Here is a 14,978-nt window from a genome sequence, read left to right on the forward strand (position 1 = left end):
AAACTATGGGACAGCAGTGCCTTCAGGCGCTTTTTTCTTGGCTAAATTTCTTCAATGGTCCCCTTTGAAAAAGGTGAGCCATATATGGCGCAAGAGGGGGTAAATTCTTTCTATAAGCCCCTCCCTTACGGAACAGTGTTCCTCACCCTTTAATAAAGGAAGGGGCTTTAACACTAAGGTTTAAAATAAGGCTTCTTGGTTTTGATTTTATTTTCAAAGCGTTTGACATCCAGCTTCTTCACTAGATTTATGGATGCAGGACAAGCCTCTCCTAGAATCTGTGCAGCCAAAATTTCACTACACAATGGAGCAAATAGAAAACCTTTGGAACCTAAGCCAGCCAGACTATAGATTTCCTGATCTGATTTGAGTTTTCCAAGCAAGGGGAAATAATCTTTGCTTTGGGCACGAACCGAAGCACGACCTTGCCATTCACTGACATCAGCCAAACTCTGTGCATACTCTGGAAATACTGAATGGATCAGTTCAAGGTTATGGATATGGTCTTCTTCCAGTACCTCTGTATCATCACGATTCAGGCAGAATGAAGCACCGAGCAGTAAATGCTGTTCATCAAACTGGATGCAGTATCCGCCGTAGCTATAGGCAATATTCGGATTAAGTGGTTGATCGCTATTTTTGAGCCAACTGACCTGTCCACGAATGGGTTTAAGTTCAGGATGCTCTTCAAGCAGCTGTGGCGTATTTAATGCGGTACAGACGATGACATGATCAAACTGGCCGAGTGAGCTATCACCATCAAATAATTCTGGACATGAGTGTGGTTCAATTCGGCTAATTTGGGCCTGGATATAGCGAATATTGCTATGTTGCAGGATTTCATCACGCAACTGATGAGGCGATACAGCTCCTGCCTGTAACAACGCCAATGCTGGATATTTCGCTGTTAAAGACTGCTGATTTTGATCTGGAACTTGTAGAATACCATCAGGATACTCATCAGCCAGAGCCAACAGGTTTTCTGGATTTTTCAATGCCAGCTGCTGAACCTGAATCGCGCGAAAGGCTTTAAACTGTGCATAATGATTTAGGGCGTGTTGCCAAGCCTGCGTCATTAAATGTTCAGCGCTTTGTGCAATTGGAGATAGCTTCGGATTGAGTAGCGCTAATGGATTACCTGAACTACCGGAAAGTGATGCTGTTTGATCGAATAGGCTGACTTGATGACCACGTAGAGCAAAAGCCCAGGCGGTACTTAAACCAGCAATACCAGCACCAATCACGGCAATCTGGCGTGCCTGACATTTCAACTCTTTATTGAGCGAAGTTTTTTTTTGAATATGATGTTCAGGAATTGCTGTTACTGGCTGTGCAAATTCAGGCAGATTCCAGATGGCTTTCAGCATTTCACGTTTATGACCAAAGCCACGTGGACGTGAAATCGAAATACCATGATTTCTAAGACCGCGTTTCAGTACCCCCGCGACACTAAAAGAGGCAAAGGTGGTGCCATAATCCGAGAGTCGAACAATATTGTTCAGGACATTCTCTTCCCACATATCCGGATTGCAGGAAGGCGCAAAACCATCCAGGAACCAGGCATTTACTGACACAGTTTTTTCAATGACTGGAAAGACATCTTGTGCATCACCTAGCCATAAATCCAGAGAAAAACGTTCTTCAGGAAAACTGAGGCGATGACAGCCAGCAATTGGGAGTGGATATTGGGAAATCAGCTGATCTGCAAGGGGTTTTAGTTCCGGCCAGGCATTTAAAGCACGAATCAGATCATCTTTTGATAGAGGAAATTTTTCCACTGAAATAGCATGCAGATGGCTCCAGTTATCTAGACGAACCTGTTGCCACAGTTGCCATAAGGCCAGAATATTGAGTCCTGTACCAAAGCCCGTTTCCCCTACACAAAAATATTCAAAAGGTTTGAGATCCGCGAGCCGGGTACCGAGATCATTACCATTTAAAAACACATGGCGTGTTTCAAGCAGACCATTGTCCTTGGAAAAATAAACATCACCGAACTGTTTGGAAACTGGCACGTCAATGCCATCTACCAGCTGCCAATCGAGATCGGCAGTTTGAATTGCATAAGACAAAACGGATACAACCTTCAATACGTCAGAAGAGGGAATAGCTTACCACTGACGACGGCGTTTGGTATAAACATAACTCGCAATCAGGAAGCCAAGTAGTACCCCTACTGCCAATGTGGCAGCACCGTAGAGAAACATTTGCGCACTACGTTCACTTTGTAGTACCTGCACCTGAACGCCGAGATTATCGTTTTTCAGCTGCAGTTCCTGATTCTGGGTCAATGCTTCAAGATTGGCTTTTTCCAGTTGTTGCAGACGTGTCGCCTGATCCTTGACCAAAGCCTTCACTTTGGCATCTTGCTGAGCTTTATTCTGTGCAATATCTTCTGCAGTCAGTGGCTTGGCAGCAGGATTTTGAACAAGAGGATTATTCGAAGCAGCCACTGGCATGATGCCAGGTTTATTGGCAGGCAGTGTTTGCGGTGGCGTATTGGCTACCGTGGGTTGCACAGTTGCTGGTGTATTTTGCGCTGGGGCAGCAGATTCCGCTGCCGATGTTGCTTCAACTGCCCAAGCAGTTGTACAGGCAAAAGATAAACCGATTAAACTGGCAATTACAGCGTGCATGAACCTTATCCTTGTGGGAATGCTTTATTGAATGGTTTAACGTCAATATGCGCATAGACGCCTTCTTTTAAGAATGGCTCTTCCTGTAACCATTCCTCCAATGCTTCACGGCTGTCAAAGTCCACAATGATGGTGCTGCCATAAAAACCTGCTTGAGGATTACCTGGTTCTTTTGGCATCGCGCCGGCAACGATTAAACGACCTTCATCATTTAATTTTTGCAGACGTGCAAGATGTTGAGGACGAATCGCAAGGCGTTTTTCGACAGTACCTTCCTGATCGGTACAGCTGACAACAAATAATGGCATGGCAGTTCTCGATGACTTAGTCTAACTTTTATTCAGCAGTTTTAAAGTATTTGCGCAATACAATGAACTGAATAATGATAAAGGAAAACATCACGATCATGTCACCAAATGCGGTAAATTCTCCCCAATATTTTCCATCCATAAAGATATAGGCAAAGAAGCAATGCAAGAAAGACATCACCGCAAACATTGCTGCCCAAGCATAGTTGAGCTTAAACCAGCCTTTTTCAGTTAAATTAAAAACAGGTCCAAACAGACGCTGGATTAATGGTTTTTTATCTTTACTGAACCATGGTGAAAGCAGGAATACGCCAGCAAAAACCAGATTCAGCAAGACAGCTTTTAAGCGGATATAGAAATCATCACTGAGTATTAAAGTGATTCCACCGAAGATCACCGTCATAAACAATACGATCCATTGCTGTTTGTCCAGACGGAATTTCTGCGAAACAAATAACGCGCCATAGACCACTAACATGGAAATGATCAGACCTGTGGTTGCCACAAGAATATTGTTATTGTCGACACCGCCTGCGGAGCCAATCAGCTGGAGTAATGGATGGTTGGTGTCTTTAGGATCTACTGTCTTATATAAATAAAAGAAAATAATGAGTGGCACAAAGTCTAAAAGTGCTTTCATGTTAGAGTATCTAAATCTGATCAAATAAATGTCATAGTATAGAGATGCACGGCGTAGATTTACATACACACAGCAATATTTCTGATGGAACCTTAAGTCCACAGCAGCTGGTTGAGGCCGCGGCAGCGAGCTTTATCCATACGCTGGCCTTGACTGATCATGACACCATGGACGGTTTAGAGCTGGCGCGTGAAGCCGCGAAAGATCACGAAATTAAGATCATTTCTGGGGTAGAAATCTCCAGTCAATGGTCACGTCCGGCCACCAAGAAGAATTATGGCGTGCATATTGTGGCGTTAGATGTTCAAAATCCTGAACCATTGCAACAGGCTTTAGAACAGCAAAAACGGATTCGCGCTGAACGCTCAAAAAAGATTTGTGATCTACTGATACCATTGATTGGACAAGATATTTATCCAGATGTAGTCGCTAAGGTTGATAATATTCCAGACCGTGTCACGCGAACCCATATTGCCAAAACACTGGTTGAAAAGGGGATCGTCACCCGTCCACAACAGGCTTTTGATAAATATATCAAGGAAGGCAAGAAAGCTTATGTGAAGTTTGATGGACTGGGACTGGAAGAAACCATTCAGGTGATTCATGCTAGTGGTGGTTTTGCAGTGCTAGCGCACCCCACCCGTTATGATCTGTCTGCGACCAACATCCGTTACCTGATAGAAATTTTTGCTAGGTTCGGTGGTGACGCCGTTGAGCTGCCACCAGCAGTTGATCCGGCTTCTACCCGGCAGATGGTAGATCGGATGATTGCTGAACATGGGCTAAAAGTATCTGTAGGCAGTGATTATCATGGGGACAATATGCCCTGGATTAAGCTCGGCCATATTCCAACAGTTAAAGACAGGCAAGTGGGCGTCTGGGAAAGTTTTCGGTAACAGGCGTCAGGCTTCAATAAATGGAGACTGCTTTTGCTGCTGGATTTTTATGCCTAGAAGGCAGGCCAAAGCTAAACTCAGTAATGCCAGTTGCCAAGTTGTTGTAATCGCTGCCATCAGTAATAATGCTGCAATAAGCGTATAGTTCAGTAAATTGCGATAAAGAAAAGGATGGTTCCGGGAAATTACCGCCTGCTGGATGTCTGGATGATGTTTGAATTCTCGATAGCGTAGAAAATCGATCAAATTCGCGAGCGCCAGTTCCAGCTTGTCAAAATGTACTGCCTTGCAGGACACCCGATAGTACTTACCATAATTGGTACTCAGCTTAAGCGTATAAGTTGGAGAGTCATCTTCACGACTCGCCTGAATATGTACAATTCTCGGTAAGTCCAGCATGAGTCGACTGGGAATATGGTCGAAGTAAATCCGTCCGCGGAGCGGTGTCGCGATATAGTACTGCAAATGCTGAAAATTCTGATCTCCATCATGTGCATACAGTTGAACAATCCAGCGTGTACGCCTCAGGTAATAGACCAGAACCTGCTGGCCGAGGAGCGCATCACTTGGTTGAACATGGATATCCAGATACGATTCTGTGTTAAACAGCTGATTCAGATCGACATTAAACCATTGTGGGGCTTCATGCTCATTGATCTTTAATAGCAGTTGCTGCTGTTTGCGTAGCCGGGTCGTGTGAATCTGACGTTGGCCCATAATTGTAGCATCTGAGCTGCGTAAGGCTCTTTCACGGATATCCTGAGCCAGCCTCGAATCAATCAGGTATTGCTGAATCAGAAAAGGAAATCTGAAATATTGTTTCTGGTCATAGCTTAGACCAAACACCAGTATGAAACTGATGAGAAGCAGTAAAATCCAGTACTGTTCTAATCCAGTGAATAAAATATCTTACCAGGCCAATACACAGCCAAATGCGAACACAACCCCGCTACCAAGCAGTAAAGCCACTAAAGTTGCACCCAGACGCGTCACCGGTTGCGGTGTATAAAGATGAATCCGTTGCTTGATATTCATGAGATCTTATTTTTATTGTTTCATTATTTTAATTTTGAATTGAATATATGAGCTGCGTTCAGCTGTAATCGTATTTCTTATAATAGATTATGATCTTGGGCCTGAATAGGTGGTGGGGTTGGTTTGCCTAAAGTACCCAATAGTTCAATTTCAATGGTACGTACCATTGAATCAAGGGGTAAGTCATTGCTTTGCGTACCAAAAGGTTCTTCAATTTCTGAACTGAGCGCATCCAGTCCCAAGAAAGTATAAGCCAAAATTCCGACCAGCAGCGGTGTCACCATTCCAAGGGTCGAACCCAGACTAAATGGCAGCATAAAGCAGAAAAAATATACGGTACGATTCAGCAAGACTGAATAGGCGAAAGGTAGTGGTGTGGTGGCAATCCGATCACAACCTGTCTGTACAATACTCAACTCAGCTACATGCTGGTTCATCTGCGCATAAATGATGTCTGAAATTTCGCCTTCTTTCAGGGCCTGCATAAATTCCCATTGAATCAGACTGAGGGTGTACTGTGGGGCATTGGCCTGTTGATAGAGCTGTTGCAGGGCTTGAGGACTCATGCCACTGGTCTGTACCAGTTCGGTTGGATTGGCAGTCTGATGGCGCAAACGATCGCGCAGTACATTGGCAAAGACAATCACATGCTGGATGACCCGCTCACGGCGTGCCTGCGTCAGCATACGGCAGTCCCGGTCAAAATGACGTGCATTGGCAATCAGGATCCCCCAGAGCTTGCGCGCTTCCCACCAGCGTTCATAGGCGGCAGAGTTCTTGAAACCAAGGAAAATCGACAGTACTACTCCGATCAGGGTAAAACCGACTAAGGGTAATTCCGGTAAATGTAAATAATTGGTATAAGATAGCCCGCCAATAATGGCAGAAATGAGCATGACCACTCCCAGAGGTGGTAGCACCTTAGGTAAAATCGTTCCCCGCCATGAAAATAATACTTTAAAGATACTGGGTTGGTCACGTACGATCATTTATTGGAATCATCACAATTTTTTTCATGATCTTGTTGAGTTGTGCCTGCTTTGTCAAGTGCTATCGTTCAGGGTTTTACCGTATTAATGAGTTGCTGTTCTGCAAAGGAAAAACTGCCTTCCCGGGCAATGATACAGTGATCAATCAGGCGGATTTCGACCAGGTGACAGGCCTTTGCAATCTGCTGGGTGAGTTCAAGATCTGCTGCGGAAGGTCGAGGCTGACCGAGTGGATGATTATGGGCAATCACAATCGATGTAGCCTGTTGCTGAATGGCATGGCGTAGTAACTGATTAATCGAAATCTCACATGAATTAATCGAGCCATAAAACATTTTCTTAAAGCTGATTTTTCTTAACCCGGCATCCAGACACAGTACAGCAAACACTTCCTGAGTTTCTCCCAGCAGTTCAAAGCGCAGATAGTCCATAATTTTGCGGGAATGATTCAGTTCCAATGCATCTTGGCGAAGGTGCTCGGCAATATAGCGCCGTCCCAGTTCCTTAACAGCCATCAGCTGGGTAAATTTACTGACACCCATCCCGTGAAACTGGCTGATCTCTTGCAGTGGGGCATCCAAAAGAGTACTTAAATGACCAAAATGTTGAATCAGAAGTCGAGCTAGTTCCACTGCGGAATGCCGCTGGGAGCCTGAGCGCAGGAAAATTGCCAGCAATTCGGCATCGGAGAGGCTTTGTGGGCCTGACTGTAACAGGCGTTCGCGTGGACGTTCCTGTTCAGGCCAGTGTTTAATCGAAAATTGCATGTTTATTAGACTTATTTATTATTAATTATTGTTTTTCACACAAGAAGGTCTCTTGGGCATGATTCTATTTAATGCTATTGTGAGCGCCACTGCAACAGAAAGGTAGCCTGTTTGTGAGCTTCGACGTAAGTGTAATTCCTCATAAAAATATTATTTTAGCTGTGACAGGCGGTATTGCTGCCTATAAAAGTGCAATTCTGGTCCGTCGTCTGAAAGATGCCGGTTTTAATGTTCGTGTGGTCATGACTCAAGGCGCACAGGCCTTTATCACGCCGCTGACGTTCCAGGCACTGTCGGGTAATCCTGTCCATACTGAATTACTGGATCCAGAAGCTGAAGCAGGCATGGGGCATATTGAACTGGCACGCTGGGCGGACCTGTTACTGGTCGCCCCAGCAAGCTGCGATACTTTGGCCAAATTCGCTGCCGGTCTGGCCGATGATTTGCTCAGTACACTTTATCTGGCGACCAACGCACCGGTCTGGGTAGCGCCAGCCATGAATCAGCAGATGTGGGCAGCCAAGCCGACGCAACGTAACTTAGCCACTTTGATTGAAGATGGCGTGCATGTGATTATGCCGGATGCAGGTTCACAGGCCTGTGGTGATGTAGGTTTGGGCCGTATGCCAGAACCGGAAGATCTGGCACGTCAGGTAACCGAGTATTTCCATAAGGCACAACGAGCGATTGCAGAAAAATTTGGTCAGCTTGCGGGTAAGCGCGTCACGATTACAGCAGGTCCAACGCGTGAAGCGATTGACCCGGTTCGTTATATTTCCAATCACAGTACCGGGAAAATGGGTTTTGCCTTGGCGGCAGCTTGTTATGCCGCTGGTGCGGATGTAACGCTGATTGCAGGACCAGTGACGTTGGATACGCCAAATGGCGTCAAACGTAAAAATGTCAGCTCAGCCATGAAAATGCTGGATGAAAGTCTGCATATGCTAGAACAGGGCTGTGATATTTTCATTGCGACCGCTGCGGTTGCGGATTACCGCGTAGCACAAGTGGCAGAACATAAGATTAAAAAAGCCGGTGATGAGCTGAATGTCGCACTGATCAAAAATCCGGATATCGTTGCAACCATTGCCCAACAGGAAAAACGTCCATTTATGGTTGGCTTTGCCGCAGAAACACGAAATATTGAAGAATATGCAGCTGGCAAACTGGTTGCTAAAAAACTGGATATGATTGCCTGCAATGACGTCTCCCGTGCGGATATTGGCTTTGCCTCAGATGAAAATGCCATGACGGTATTCTTTGCAGAGTCCTATCATATGGAAAAACGTGATCTGGAAAAGGCTTCTAAACAGGAAATTGCCCAGCAACTGGTTGAAGCCATTCATGATGCTCTACATCATGATCCTTCTAAGGATGATGATTTCTAAGTTATTGTATAAAAAAGTCCTGCATAGTCAGGGCTTTTTTATTTCTGCAGAATTGACTGAATGTTCAAAAGAAAACCAAGTATTTTGACCTTGAAAGACACTTTTGGCTATTTCGTGTCCAGTTTGAAAAAGATAAAATCACCCTATAAGAATCAGAATTTTTTTATTTTCCAGCCTCACTAATTTGAGCACTGGGGGTGGTATGAAAAGAATAAGTCTATTGTTTCTGACCTTGCTATTGTTTTCCTGCAGTTACTTTGTCTCTATTGATGAACTGTCGCGCAATATTCAGTCTCAGATGCAACGTGAATTTAATTCCAGTTTGGATTATCGCCATTACCGGTTAAAAGTCATGGATATAAAAATCATGGAACGTTCTGGTGATCATTTTCAGGCCATTTCCCAGATACAATATCAGGGCCAATCTTTTCCAGTTAAGGTCTCTATCCAGAAGGTGGAGCAGGGTTATAGCTGGCAGCTGGAAGATGATGCTTTTGCCTTTATTGATGAAGTTGAAATTCAGCGTTATGAACAGCAGTTACAGCAGGAACTGGCTATGATTTCTGCAGAATTCGAACAAGATGAAGGCTTTGGGAACGAGAAGGTCAATGAGATCACTGAGGCTGCAACGCGGGAATCCAGGACAACATCACAGCGGGTTGAAGAACCCATTCCTGTGGGAAATATTACCGCTTATACCCAATAAATTCTCTAGTCAAAAAACCTTAATTTAAAAAGCACCGGGGAAACGGTGCTTTTTAAATTAAAGATTCTGGGTTTGCTGTTCGAGCAGGTAGTCTTCAGTGCGTTTGATCGCCTCCTGAATATTGAACAAGGCATTTTCTACATCTTTTAAGGTTTTGGCATTACCACCGCTTAATGCCTGACGCCATTTACGCGCACCTGGCAAGTTCTGGAACAAGCCAAGAATATGACGGCTAATAATCGAAAGTGGTGCACCTTCTGCCATACGCTGGGCAATATAAGGCATCATTTGTTGCATGATCTCAAAACGATCAGGAGCTTCAAGATTCCAAAGTTGGCCTAACTCGGCCAGTAAGTACGGATTGTGATAGGCTTCGCGACCAATCATCACGCCATCCACATGTTTTAAGTGTTCAACCGTTTCCGCATAGGTTTTGATCCCGCCATTGATTTCAATCAGCAGCTCAGGACGTTCCTGTTTTAAACGGTAAACATCTTCATAACGTAATGGGGGAACTTCACGATTTTCCTTCGGGGATAGGCCTTGTAACAGGGCAATTCGGGCATGCACGATAAAATTATTACAACCCGTCTTCGCTACGGTATCGACAAAATGCAGCATCTCTTCATAAGACTGCATATCATCAATCCCGATACGATGTTTCACCGTCACCGGAATATCCACGGCATTGCGCATCTCACCAATACCTTCTGCGACTAGATCAGGCTCCGCCATCAGGCAGGCTCCAATTTTATTGTTTTGTACCCGGTCACTTGGGCAGCCGACATTCAGGTTGACTTCGTTATACCCCCAATCCTGTGCCATTTTGCTACAGGTGGCCAGGTCTTTGGGATTAGAGCCACCAAGCTGTAACACAACGGGCTGTTCTTGCTGATTAAAGTCCAGATGACGTTTGGCATCACCATGAATGATGGCACCTGTCGTTACCATCTCGGTATAGAGAATAATATTGGGATTAAACAGACGTGCAAAGAAACGATAATCTTTGGTGGTCCAGTCCATCATCGGCGCAACACTGATTCGTGGTTGAAGTTGTTGTTCAATGGTCTTGAGATCAGTCATTCAAAATCACGCCTTAAGTTAGAAATGGAAGAGACAGCACGCCGTTGGGGCTTTGGGCGCTCACCGGCAGTGATACGACCAGTAAAAGAGGGCGCAATATTAGCATAAAAATAATCAGGCTTCATGGCTGAGTACTAGCACTGCAAGAAAGTCTTCTAGGAAATTAAAAAGTATTGAATTCATTCAAATAGATGCAGAGGTTAAGGAATAGTTTACTAAACAGTAAAAGAGTTTAAGATAAAGAAAACAGGATAAAAAAAGGAGAAAAATAATGATGTTACTGGAAGAGATTTACAAAACAACAAAAGCTCAGCATTCAGAATATTTCAATCTGCGTATTCAACGCAGTCTAAGCTGGTTAAGAAAAGCGGTAGAGTTACAGGCCGATTATGATTTTCAGTTTCTGAGCCTGTGGATTGGTCTGAATGCTCTTTATGTACAGGAAAATGAAGATAGTCTTGATCAGCAGGCCTTATCACAATTTCTCCATCTCATCCTTAGCAAGGATCAGGAGAAAAGAATTTCTCAAATTTTATTGGGTCGCTATGAGGTTACGCTGCATGCACTATTGAATAATCAATATCTCACTCAGCACTTTTGGGATTATCAACACAATAAGATTAGCCAAAGTGATTGTCGTGAAATGCTGAAGCAACAAAAAATAGAGGCTCAACAAGCGCTAGGACAGCAGGATATATTGAAGATGCTGTCAGAAGTTTTTAAGCGTTTCACTATTTTAAGGCAACAAATTCTGCAGGGTGGAGTGAGTTATGCCAGCGCCCTCAGTCGCAAGCAGATGCAGGAAAGTTGTAGTCTATTTTCAGCCTTGCTGAACACCTTTATCTATATATTGCTGGAACATGCAGCAGTAATGGATTCCGGCAAAGCCTACTATCCAGTGGTTCAAGTAAATTAGATGATCATTAGTTGGTTTTTACACGCGCATGATAAAACTGATCAATCAGGGCAAAGACGGTGGCAGCTAGTGCAAATATGAATCCAGTCAGGCAGCTCATGCTCCAGCCACCATGATGCCACGCGTATACTCCCGCTGCAGAGCCACAGGCACCTCCAATAAAATACAGGGTCATATAAATAGAGTTAATCCGGGATTTGGCATCCGGACGCAGGCGGAAAATTACATTCTGGTTACAGCTATGGGTAATCGCCAGTCCCAGATTAATTAGCGCATAACCTGCAATATAGCTAATCAACGATGTGCCACCAAAATAGAGAAACAGCCAGCTGCCTGCCAGAATTGAACAGCCAATCCAGCTCAGCAGTTTGATATAACCTCGGTCCGCCCATCTCCCAATCACTTGAGTTGATAATGCGCCAAAAACTCCTACTAAAGTGACTAATCCCACCATAACATCTGCCAGATGAAAGGGAGACTGTGTCAGTAACAGGGCAATGGTAGAGAACAGAATACTCATCGCAGCAAAGGCAAAAGCACCGGTAAGGGAACGAAATACCAGTCGTGGTTCTTGGACCAACAGACTGCCCATAGAGTGGAAAATTCTGGCATAGCTGATTCTGAATTTTGGTAGGGTCGGTAGCTGCCCACGTAAATAGATTCCCAAGAACAGCATCGAGACTGAACTCACTGCATAGATGACTTTCCAGTGAAACAAGTCAGAGAGTAAGCCGGCAATACTGGTCGACAGTAGAATTCCGACCAATAAACCACTCATCAGAAAGCCAATCACTTCACCAGTTTTTTCCGGTTTAACGGTCATGGCCGCTAAAGGAATCAGCACCTGTGCCGCCACAGAAAATAAACCAGCGATAACCGTTCCTAACCAGAGCATGGGCAAATTGATTGCTGTGGCACAGATCATCAGTCCCAGCGCAGCCCCCCACATCAGGGCAGGAATCAGCTTGGTCTTATTCAACATGTCACCCAATGGAACGATGAACAGCAGGCCCAGTGCATAAGACACCTGAGCAAAGGTCACAGTCAGGGCGACTTGCGATTCAGGTACCTGATAATATTGCTGAATTGATGAAATCAGAGGCTGACAGTAATAATTCGCCCCAGCACATAGACCACATGCAATTGCCATCAGCCAGAGCAAAGGCTTATTTTGACTGATATCCAGTGCAGGATTCATGACAGCTACCTTATAAGAAGCAGAAGACTATTTTTGATAATGGCATCAAAAAGATGCAAAGACTGCAGGCACTATAGGTCAAAATAGCACATGATAAAAGTAGAAAAATACAACAGAAAGCTGAAGACAGATCTGGTTATTACCATCTCTGAATATCTTCAAAACCATAACTGATGTGTATTTAATCTTTTTTTTCTTACAAAGTATCTTAAGTTGTCGAAACGGCACTGAAGAAAAACATTGCAATTGAGTCAGAGATAAAACTGTATTCTATTGCACAAATATAGTGCAAATTTGACAATTTATGATGCTGAGCCAGTTTAAGGTATTAATATAATAAATGACTCAAAAATTATTTTTTAACGATTATTAGCGTAGTTTTAGACTTGAGTAGAATAAGTCAAAAGAGCCAATTAAATGAAACATTAAACTCAACTGATTTAAAAATTTTATGATTAAAAAAGGAAAAAGTTATAGGAAAACATGGTTTTCAGGAGTTCCAAATGAATCAGTATAATTCAGTTAAATTTGTCAAAGAAGTCAAGGAATCAAAAAGTGCCCAATAAAAGTGCCTAAATTAGGGCATTTTGGCATGCCGGAAAAGGGAAGGAGTACAGCAAAAAAAATGGAACGACTGTCAGAATGATCAATGTAACAAAGTACAACAAAAATTAAGCTAAGAAAAAATGAACAAAAAAGGAAATATCCTTTAAGAGAATGAATATCGTTTATAAATTCAGCAGATCAAAAAATCAAGGCCTAACTTATAAATGATATATGACAACATCATTTTTATGAATCATCAGTTCAAAATATAGGTATTTATTAAATAAATATTGGGTAGTATTTTGGAATGGTTTGATTAGAATCCAAAAAATCAACAAAACACATCCTGAGGGGAAACATCGTTTTTGCGATGTTTACTTAAGAAAAAATTAGCTTGAGGGACGCTCATGCAAATCGGAATTCCAGCCGAAACTGTCGTCGGTGAACATCGTGTCGCTGCGACACCTGAGACAGTAAAGAAATTGATCAGCGCTGGTCATAGCGTGATTATCGAACGTGGTGCAGGGGTAAAAGCTGCCTATATCGATAGCGCTTATGAACAGGTTGGTGCAAAAATTACGGATGATGCCTATACTGGTAGCCAGATGATTTTGAAAGTTCGTGCACCGAAGGGTGAAGAAATTCAAAAATTACCTGCGAATGCTACAGTTGTGGCGATGTTTGACCCATACCGCAATACCGAGCTTGACCATTTCGCGGCACAGAATGTGTCTGCATTTGCATTGGAACTTTTGCCACGCACCTTGTCTCGTGCGCAAAACATGGATGTCCTATCTTCTCAGGCGAACCTGTCGGGTTATAAAGCAGTGCTTCTTGCTGCAGCAGAATACCAGCGCATGTTCCCGATGCTGATGACTGCGGCAGGGACGGTTAAACCGGCTCGTGTCGTGATCATGGGAGTAGGGGTTGCAGGTCTGCAAGCGATTGCAACTGCAAAACGTCTCGGTGCTGTTGTAGAAGCAACCGACTTGCGTCCTACAGCAAAAGACCAGGTTGAATCTTTGGGTGGTAAGTGGTTAGACGTACCAATGTCTGAAGAAGAACAGCAAAAAGCAGCTGATGCGGCTAAAAATGGTTATGGCTGGATGCCAGGTGAACAGTATATCAAGGATCAGGCGATCATCGTTGATAAAGCAGTTTCCAATGCGGATATTGTGATCACGACTGCACTATTGCCAGGTCGTGATGCGCCACGCTTAATCCGTGCCGAGACCGTTGCCAAAATGAAACCAGGTTCAGTCATTTTAGATATGGCGGTTGAAACTGGCGGTAATGTAGAAGGCTCTCAATGCGGTGAAACGGTTGTGACTGAAAATGGCGTGAAGATTCTGGGTATTCCGAATATTCCTTCGACCTTGTCGACTGAAGCATCTGCACTGTATGCACGTAACGTTTTGAACTTCGTTGAAAATTTATTTGATAGCGAAAAGAATTTTGCCATCAATCCAGAAGAAGAAATTCAGAAAGCCCTACTCGTCACTCACGGCGGCCAAGTGCTGTTAAAGCGTGGTTAAGGAGAGTACTCATGGTTGAAACTATTACGATTTTTGTCCTTGCCATCTTTGTAGGCTACTACGTGGTATGGGGCGTGACTCCAGCTTTGCATACGCCGTTGATGGCAGTAACCAATGCACTTTCTTCGATCATTATCGTGGGTGCGATGATTCAGACTGTTGGTTTACCAATGGTCGGTGTTGAAGGCAGCGTAGACTTCCAGACCATTAACGTGGTGAGCGTACTAGGCGCGATTGCAGTATTCCTGGCGAGCATTAACATTTTCGGTGGCTTTGCCGTGACTGCGCGTATGCTGGAAATGTTCAAACCAAAACAAAAGAAAAAAGAGGGCTAA

General features: G+C 43.9%; 16 protein-coding genes. 6 read left to right on the forward strand and 10 right to left on the reverse strand.

The features are described from left to right. Positions 1-173: 173 nt before the first annotated feature. The 4 genes from mnmC to BK820_RS11400 are packed head-to-tail and all read right to left on the reverse strand — an operon-like array spanning position 174 to position 3,584. Complete coding sequence (mnmC, locus tag BK820_RS11385; protein WP_071320989.1) at positions 174-2,072, reverse strand: bifunctional tRNA (5-methylaminomethyl-2-thiouridine)(34)-methyltransferase MnmC2/FAD-dependent 5-carboxymethylaminomethyl-2-thiouridine(34) oxidoreductase MnmC1; 1,899 nt, start codon at positions 2,070-2,072, stop codon at positions 174-176. Positions 2,073-2,111: 39 nt separating this feature from the next. Further along, positions 2,112-2,636, reverse strand: a complete 525-nt coding sequence (locus tag BK820_RS11390) for an SH3 domain-containing protein (RefSeq protein ID WP_071320990.1) — start codon at positions 2,634-2,636, stop codon at positions 2,112-2,114. A 5-nt stretch (positions 2,637-2,641) separates the two neighbouring features. Further along, the gene (locus BK820_RS11395) at positions 2,642-2,944 is read right to left on the reverse strand and encodes a YciI family protein (protein ID WP_004816011.1); all 303 of its coding nucleotides are present in this window, start codon (positions 2,942-2,944) and stop codon (positions 2,642-2,644) included. Between the two features lie 28 nt (positions 2,945-2,972). After that, the gene (locus BK820_RS11400; protein ID WP_004816013.1) at positions 2,973-3,584 is read right to left on the reverse strand and encodes a septation protein IspZ; all 612 of its coding nucleotides are present in this window, start codon (positions 3,582-3,584) and stop codon (positions 2,973-2,975) included. Positions 3,585-3,628: 44 nt separating this feature from the next. On the opposite strand from BK820_RS11400, the gene BK820_RS11405 reads away from it, so the two are divergent. Then, entirely contained in the window at positions 3,629-4,480 is an 852-nt protein-coding gene (locus tag BK820_RS11405; RefSeq protein ID WP_071320991.1) for a PHP domain-containing protein, read from the forward strand. Positions 4,481-4,486: 6 nt separating this feature from the next. Here the strand turns inward: BK820_RS11405 and BK820_RS11410 are convergent, their stop codons facing one another. From BK820_RS11410 to radC, 4 genes are all read right to left on the reverse strand, one after another. After that, complete coding sequence (locus tag BK820_RS11410; protein WP_228715848.1) at positions 4,487-5,326, reverse strand: hypothetical protein; 840 nt, start codon at positions 5,324-5,326, stop codon at positions 4,487-4,489. A 63-nt stretch (positions 5,327-5,389) separates the two neighbouring features. Then, positions 5,390-5,515, reverse strand: a complete 126-nt coding sequence (locus BK820_RS15775; protein WP_267285656.1) for a hypothetical protein — start codon at positions 5,513-5,515, stop codon at positions 5,390-5,392. A 77-nt stretch (positions 5,516-5,592) separates the two neighbouring features. Further along, positions 5,593-6,504, reverse strand: a complete 912-nt coding sequence (locus tag BK820_RS11415) for a bestrophin family protein (RefSeq protein ID WP_004816019.1) — start codon at positions 6,502-6,504, stop codon at positions 5,593-5,595. A gap of 68 nt (positions 6,505-6,572) precedes the next feature. Beyond that, complete coding sequence (gene radC / locus BK820_RS11420; protein WP_004816021.1) at positions 6,573-7,271, reverse strand: RadC family protein; 699 nt, start codon at positions 7,269-7,271, stop codon at positions 6,573-6,575. A 113-nt stretch (positions 7,272-7,384) separates the two neighbouring features. Between radC and coaBC the strand changes: the two genes are divergently transcribed. Together coaBC and BK820_RS11430 are read left to right on the forward strand one after the other, a co-directional pair. Next, complete coding sequence (coaBC, locus tag BK820_RS11425) at positions 7,385-8,659, forward strand: bifunctional phosphopantothenoylcysteine decarboxylase/phosphopantothenate--cysteine ligase CoaBC (RefSeq protein ID WP_071320992.1); 1,275 nt, start codon at positions 7,385-7,387, stop codon at positions 8,657-8,659. Positions 8,660-8,861: 202 nt separating this feature from the next. Further along, positions 8,862-9,365, forward strand: coding sequence for a hypothetical protein (locus BK820_RS11430; RefSeq protein WP_071320993.1), 504 nt, complete (start codon positions 8,862-8,864; stop codon positions 9,363-9,365). 57 nt (positions 9,366-9,422) lie between these two features. On the opposite strand, the gene dusA is transcribed toward BK820_RS11430, so the two are convergent. Beyond that, positions 9,423-10,448, reverse strand: a complete 1,026-nt coding sequence (gene dusA / locus BK820_RS11435; RefSeq protein ID WP_071320994.1) for a tRNA dihydrouridine(20/20a) synthase DusA — start codon at positions 10,446-10,448, stop codon at positions 9,423-9,425. Between the two features lie 271 nt (positions 10,449-10,719). Between dusA and BK820_RS11440 the strand changes: the two genes are divergently transcribed. Next, the gene (locus BK820_RS11440; protein WP_071320995.1) at positions 10,720-11,364 is read left to right on the forward strand and encodes a hypothetical protein; all 645 of its coding nucleotides are present in this window, start codon (positions 10,720-10,722) and stop codon (positions 11,362-11,364) included. A gap of 7 nt (positions 11,365-11,371) precedes the next feature. On the opposite strand, the gene BK820_RS11445 is transcribed toward BK820_RS11440, so the two are convergent. Continuing rightward, positions 11,372-12,562 (reverse strand): MFS transporter, encoded by a 1,191-nt coding sequence (locus BK820_RS11445; RefSeq protein ID WP_071320996.1) that lies wholly within the window; start codon positions 12,560-12,562, stop codon positions 11,372-11,374. A 953-nt stretch (positions 12,563-13,515) separates the two neighbouring features. Here BK820_RS11445 and BK820_RS11450 point away from each other — a divergent pair. Both BK820_RS11450 and BK820_RS11455 read left to right on the forward strand, forming a co-directional pair. Then, positions 13,516-14,643 carry a Re/Si-specific NAD(P)(+) transhydrogenase subunit alpha gene (locus BK820_RS11450; protein WP_071320997.1) on the forward strand — a complete coding sequence of 376 codons (1,128 nt, stop codon included), beginning with the start codon at positions 13,516-13,518 and terminating at the stop codon, positions 14,641-14,643. Positions 14,644-14,654: 11 nt separating this feature from the next. After that, on the forward strand, positions 14,655-14,978 hold the full coding sequence (locus BK820_RS11455) for a proton-translocating transhydrogenase family protein (RefSeq protein WP_004783638.1): 324 nt from the start codon (positions 14,655-14,657) through the stop codon (positions 14,976-14,978).

Origin of the sequence: Acinetobacter sp. LCT-H3, from assembly GCF_001866125.1 — a bacterium.
GTDB classification, from domain to species: Bacteria; Pseudomonadota; Gammaproteobacteria; order Pseudomonadales; family Moraxellaceae; genus Acinetobacter; species Acinetobacter schindleri.

Bases quoted from the DNA above. Each gene is read 5' to 3' on its own strand.
- BK820_RS11390 (WP_071320990.1), bottom strand. From the start codon at position 2,636: ATGCACGCTGTAATTGCCAGTTTAATCGGTTTATCTTTTGCCTGTACA.
- BK820_RS11445 (WP_071320996.1), bottom strand. From the start codon at position 12,562: ATGAATCCTGCACTGGATATCAGTCAAAATAAGCCTTTGCTCTGGCTG.
- BK820_RS15775 (WP_267285656.1), bottom strand. From the start codon at position 5,515: ATGAATATCAAGCAACGGATTCATCTTTATACACCGCAACCGGTGACG.
- BK820_RS11415 (WP_004816019.1), bottom strand. From the start codon at position 6,504: ATGATCGTACGTGACCAACCCAGTATCTTTAAAGTATTATTTTCATGG.
- BK820_RS11405 (WP_071320991.1), top strand. From the start codon at position 3,629: ATGCACGGCGTAGATTTACATACACACAGCAATATTTCTGATGGAACC.
- dusA (WP_071320994.1), bottom strand. From the start codon at position 10,448: ATGACTGATCTCAAGACCATTGAACAACAACTTCAACCACGAATCAGT.
- BK820_RS11450 (WP_071320997.1), top strand. From the start codon at position 13,516: ATGCAAATCGGAATTCCAGCCGAAACTGTCGTCGGTGAACATCGTGTC.
- BK820_RS11440 (WP_071320995.1), top strand. From the start codon at position 10,720: ATGATGTTACTGGAAGAGATTTACAAAACAACAAAAGCTCAGCATTCA.
- BK820_RS11395 (WP_004816011.1), bottom strand. From the start codon at position 2,944: ATGCCATTATTTGTTGTCAGCTGTACCGATCAGGAAGGTACTGTCGAA.
- BK820_RS11400 (WP_004816013.1), bottom strand. From the start codon at position 3,584: ATGAAAGCACTTTTAGACTTTGTGCCACTCATTATTTTCTTTTATTTA.
- radC (WP_004816021.1), bottom strand. From the start codon at position 7,271: ATGCAATTTTCGATTAAACACTGGCCTGAACAGGAACGTCCACGCGAA.
- BK820_RS11430 (WP_071320993.1), top strand. From the start codon at position 8,862: ATGAAAAGAATAAGTCTATTGTTTCTGACCTTGCTATTGTTTTCCTGC.
- BK820_RS11455 (WP_004783638.1), top strand. From the start codon at position 14,655: ATGGTTGAAACTATTACGATTTTTGTCCTTGCCATCTTTGTAGGCTAC.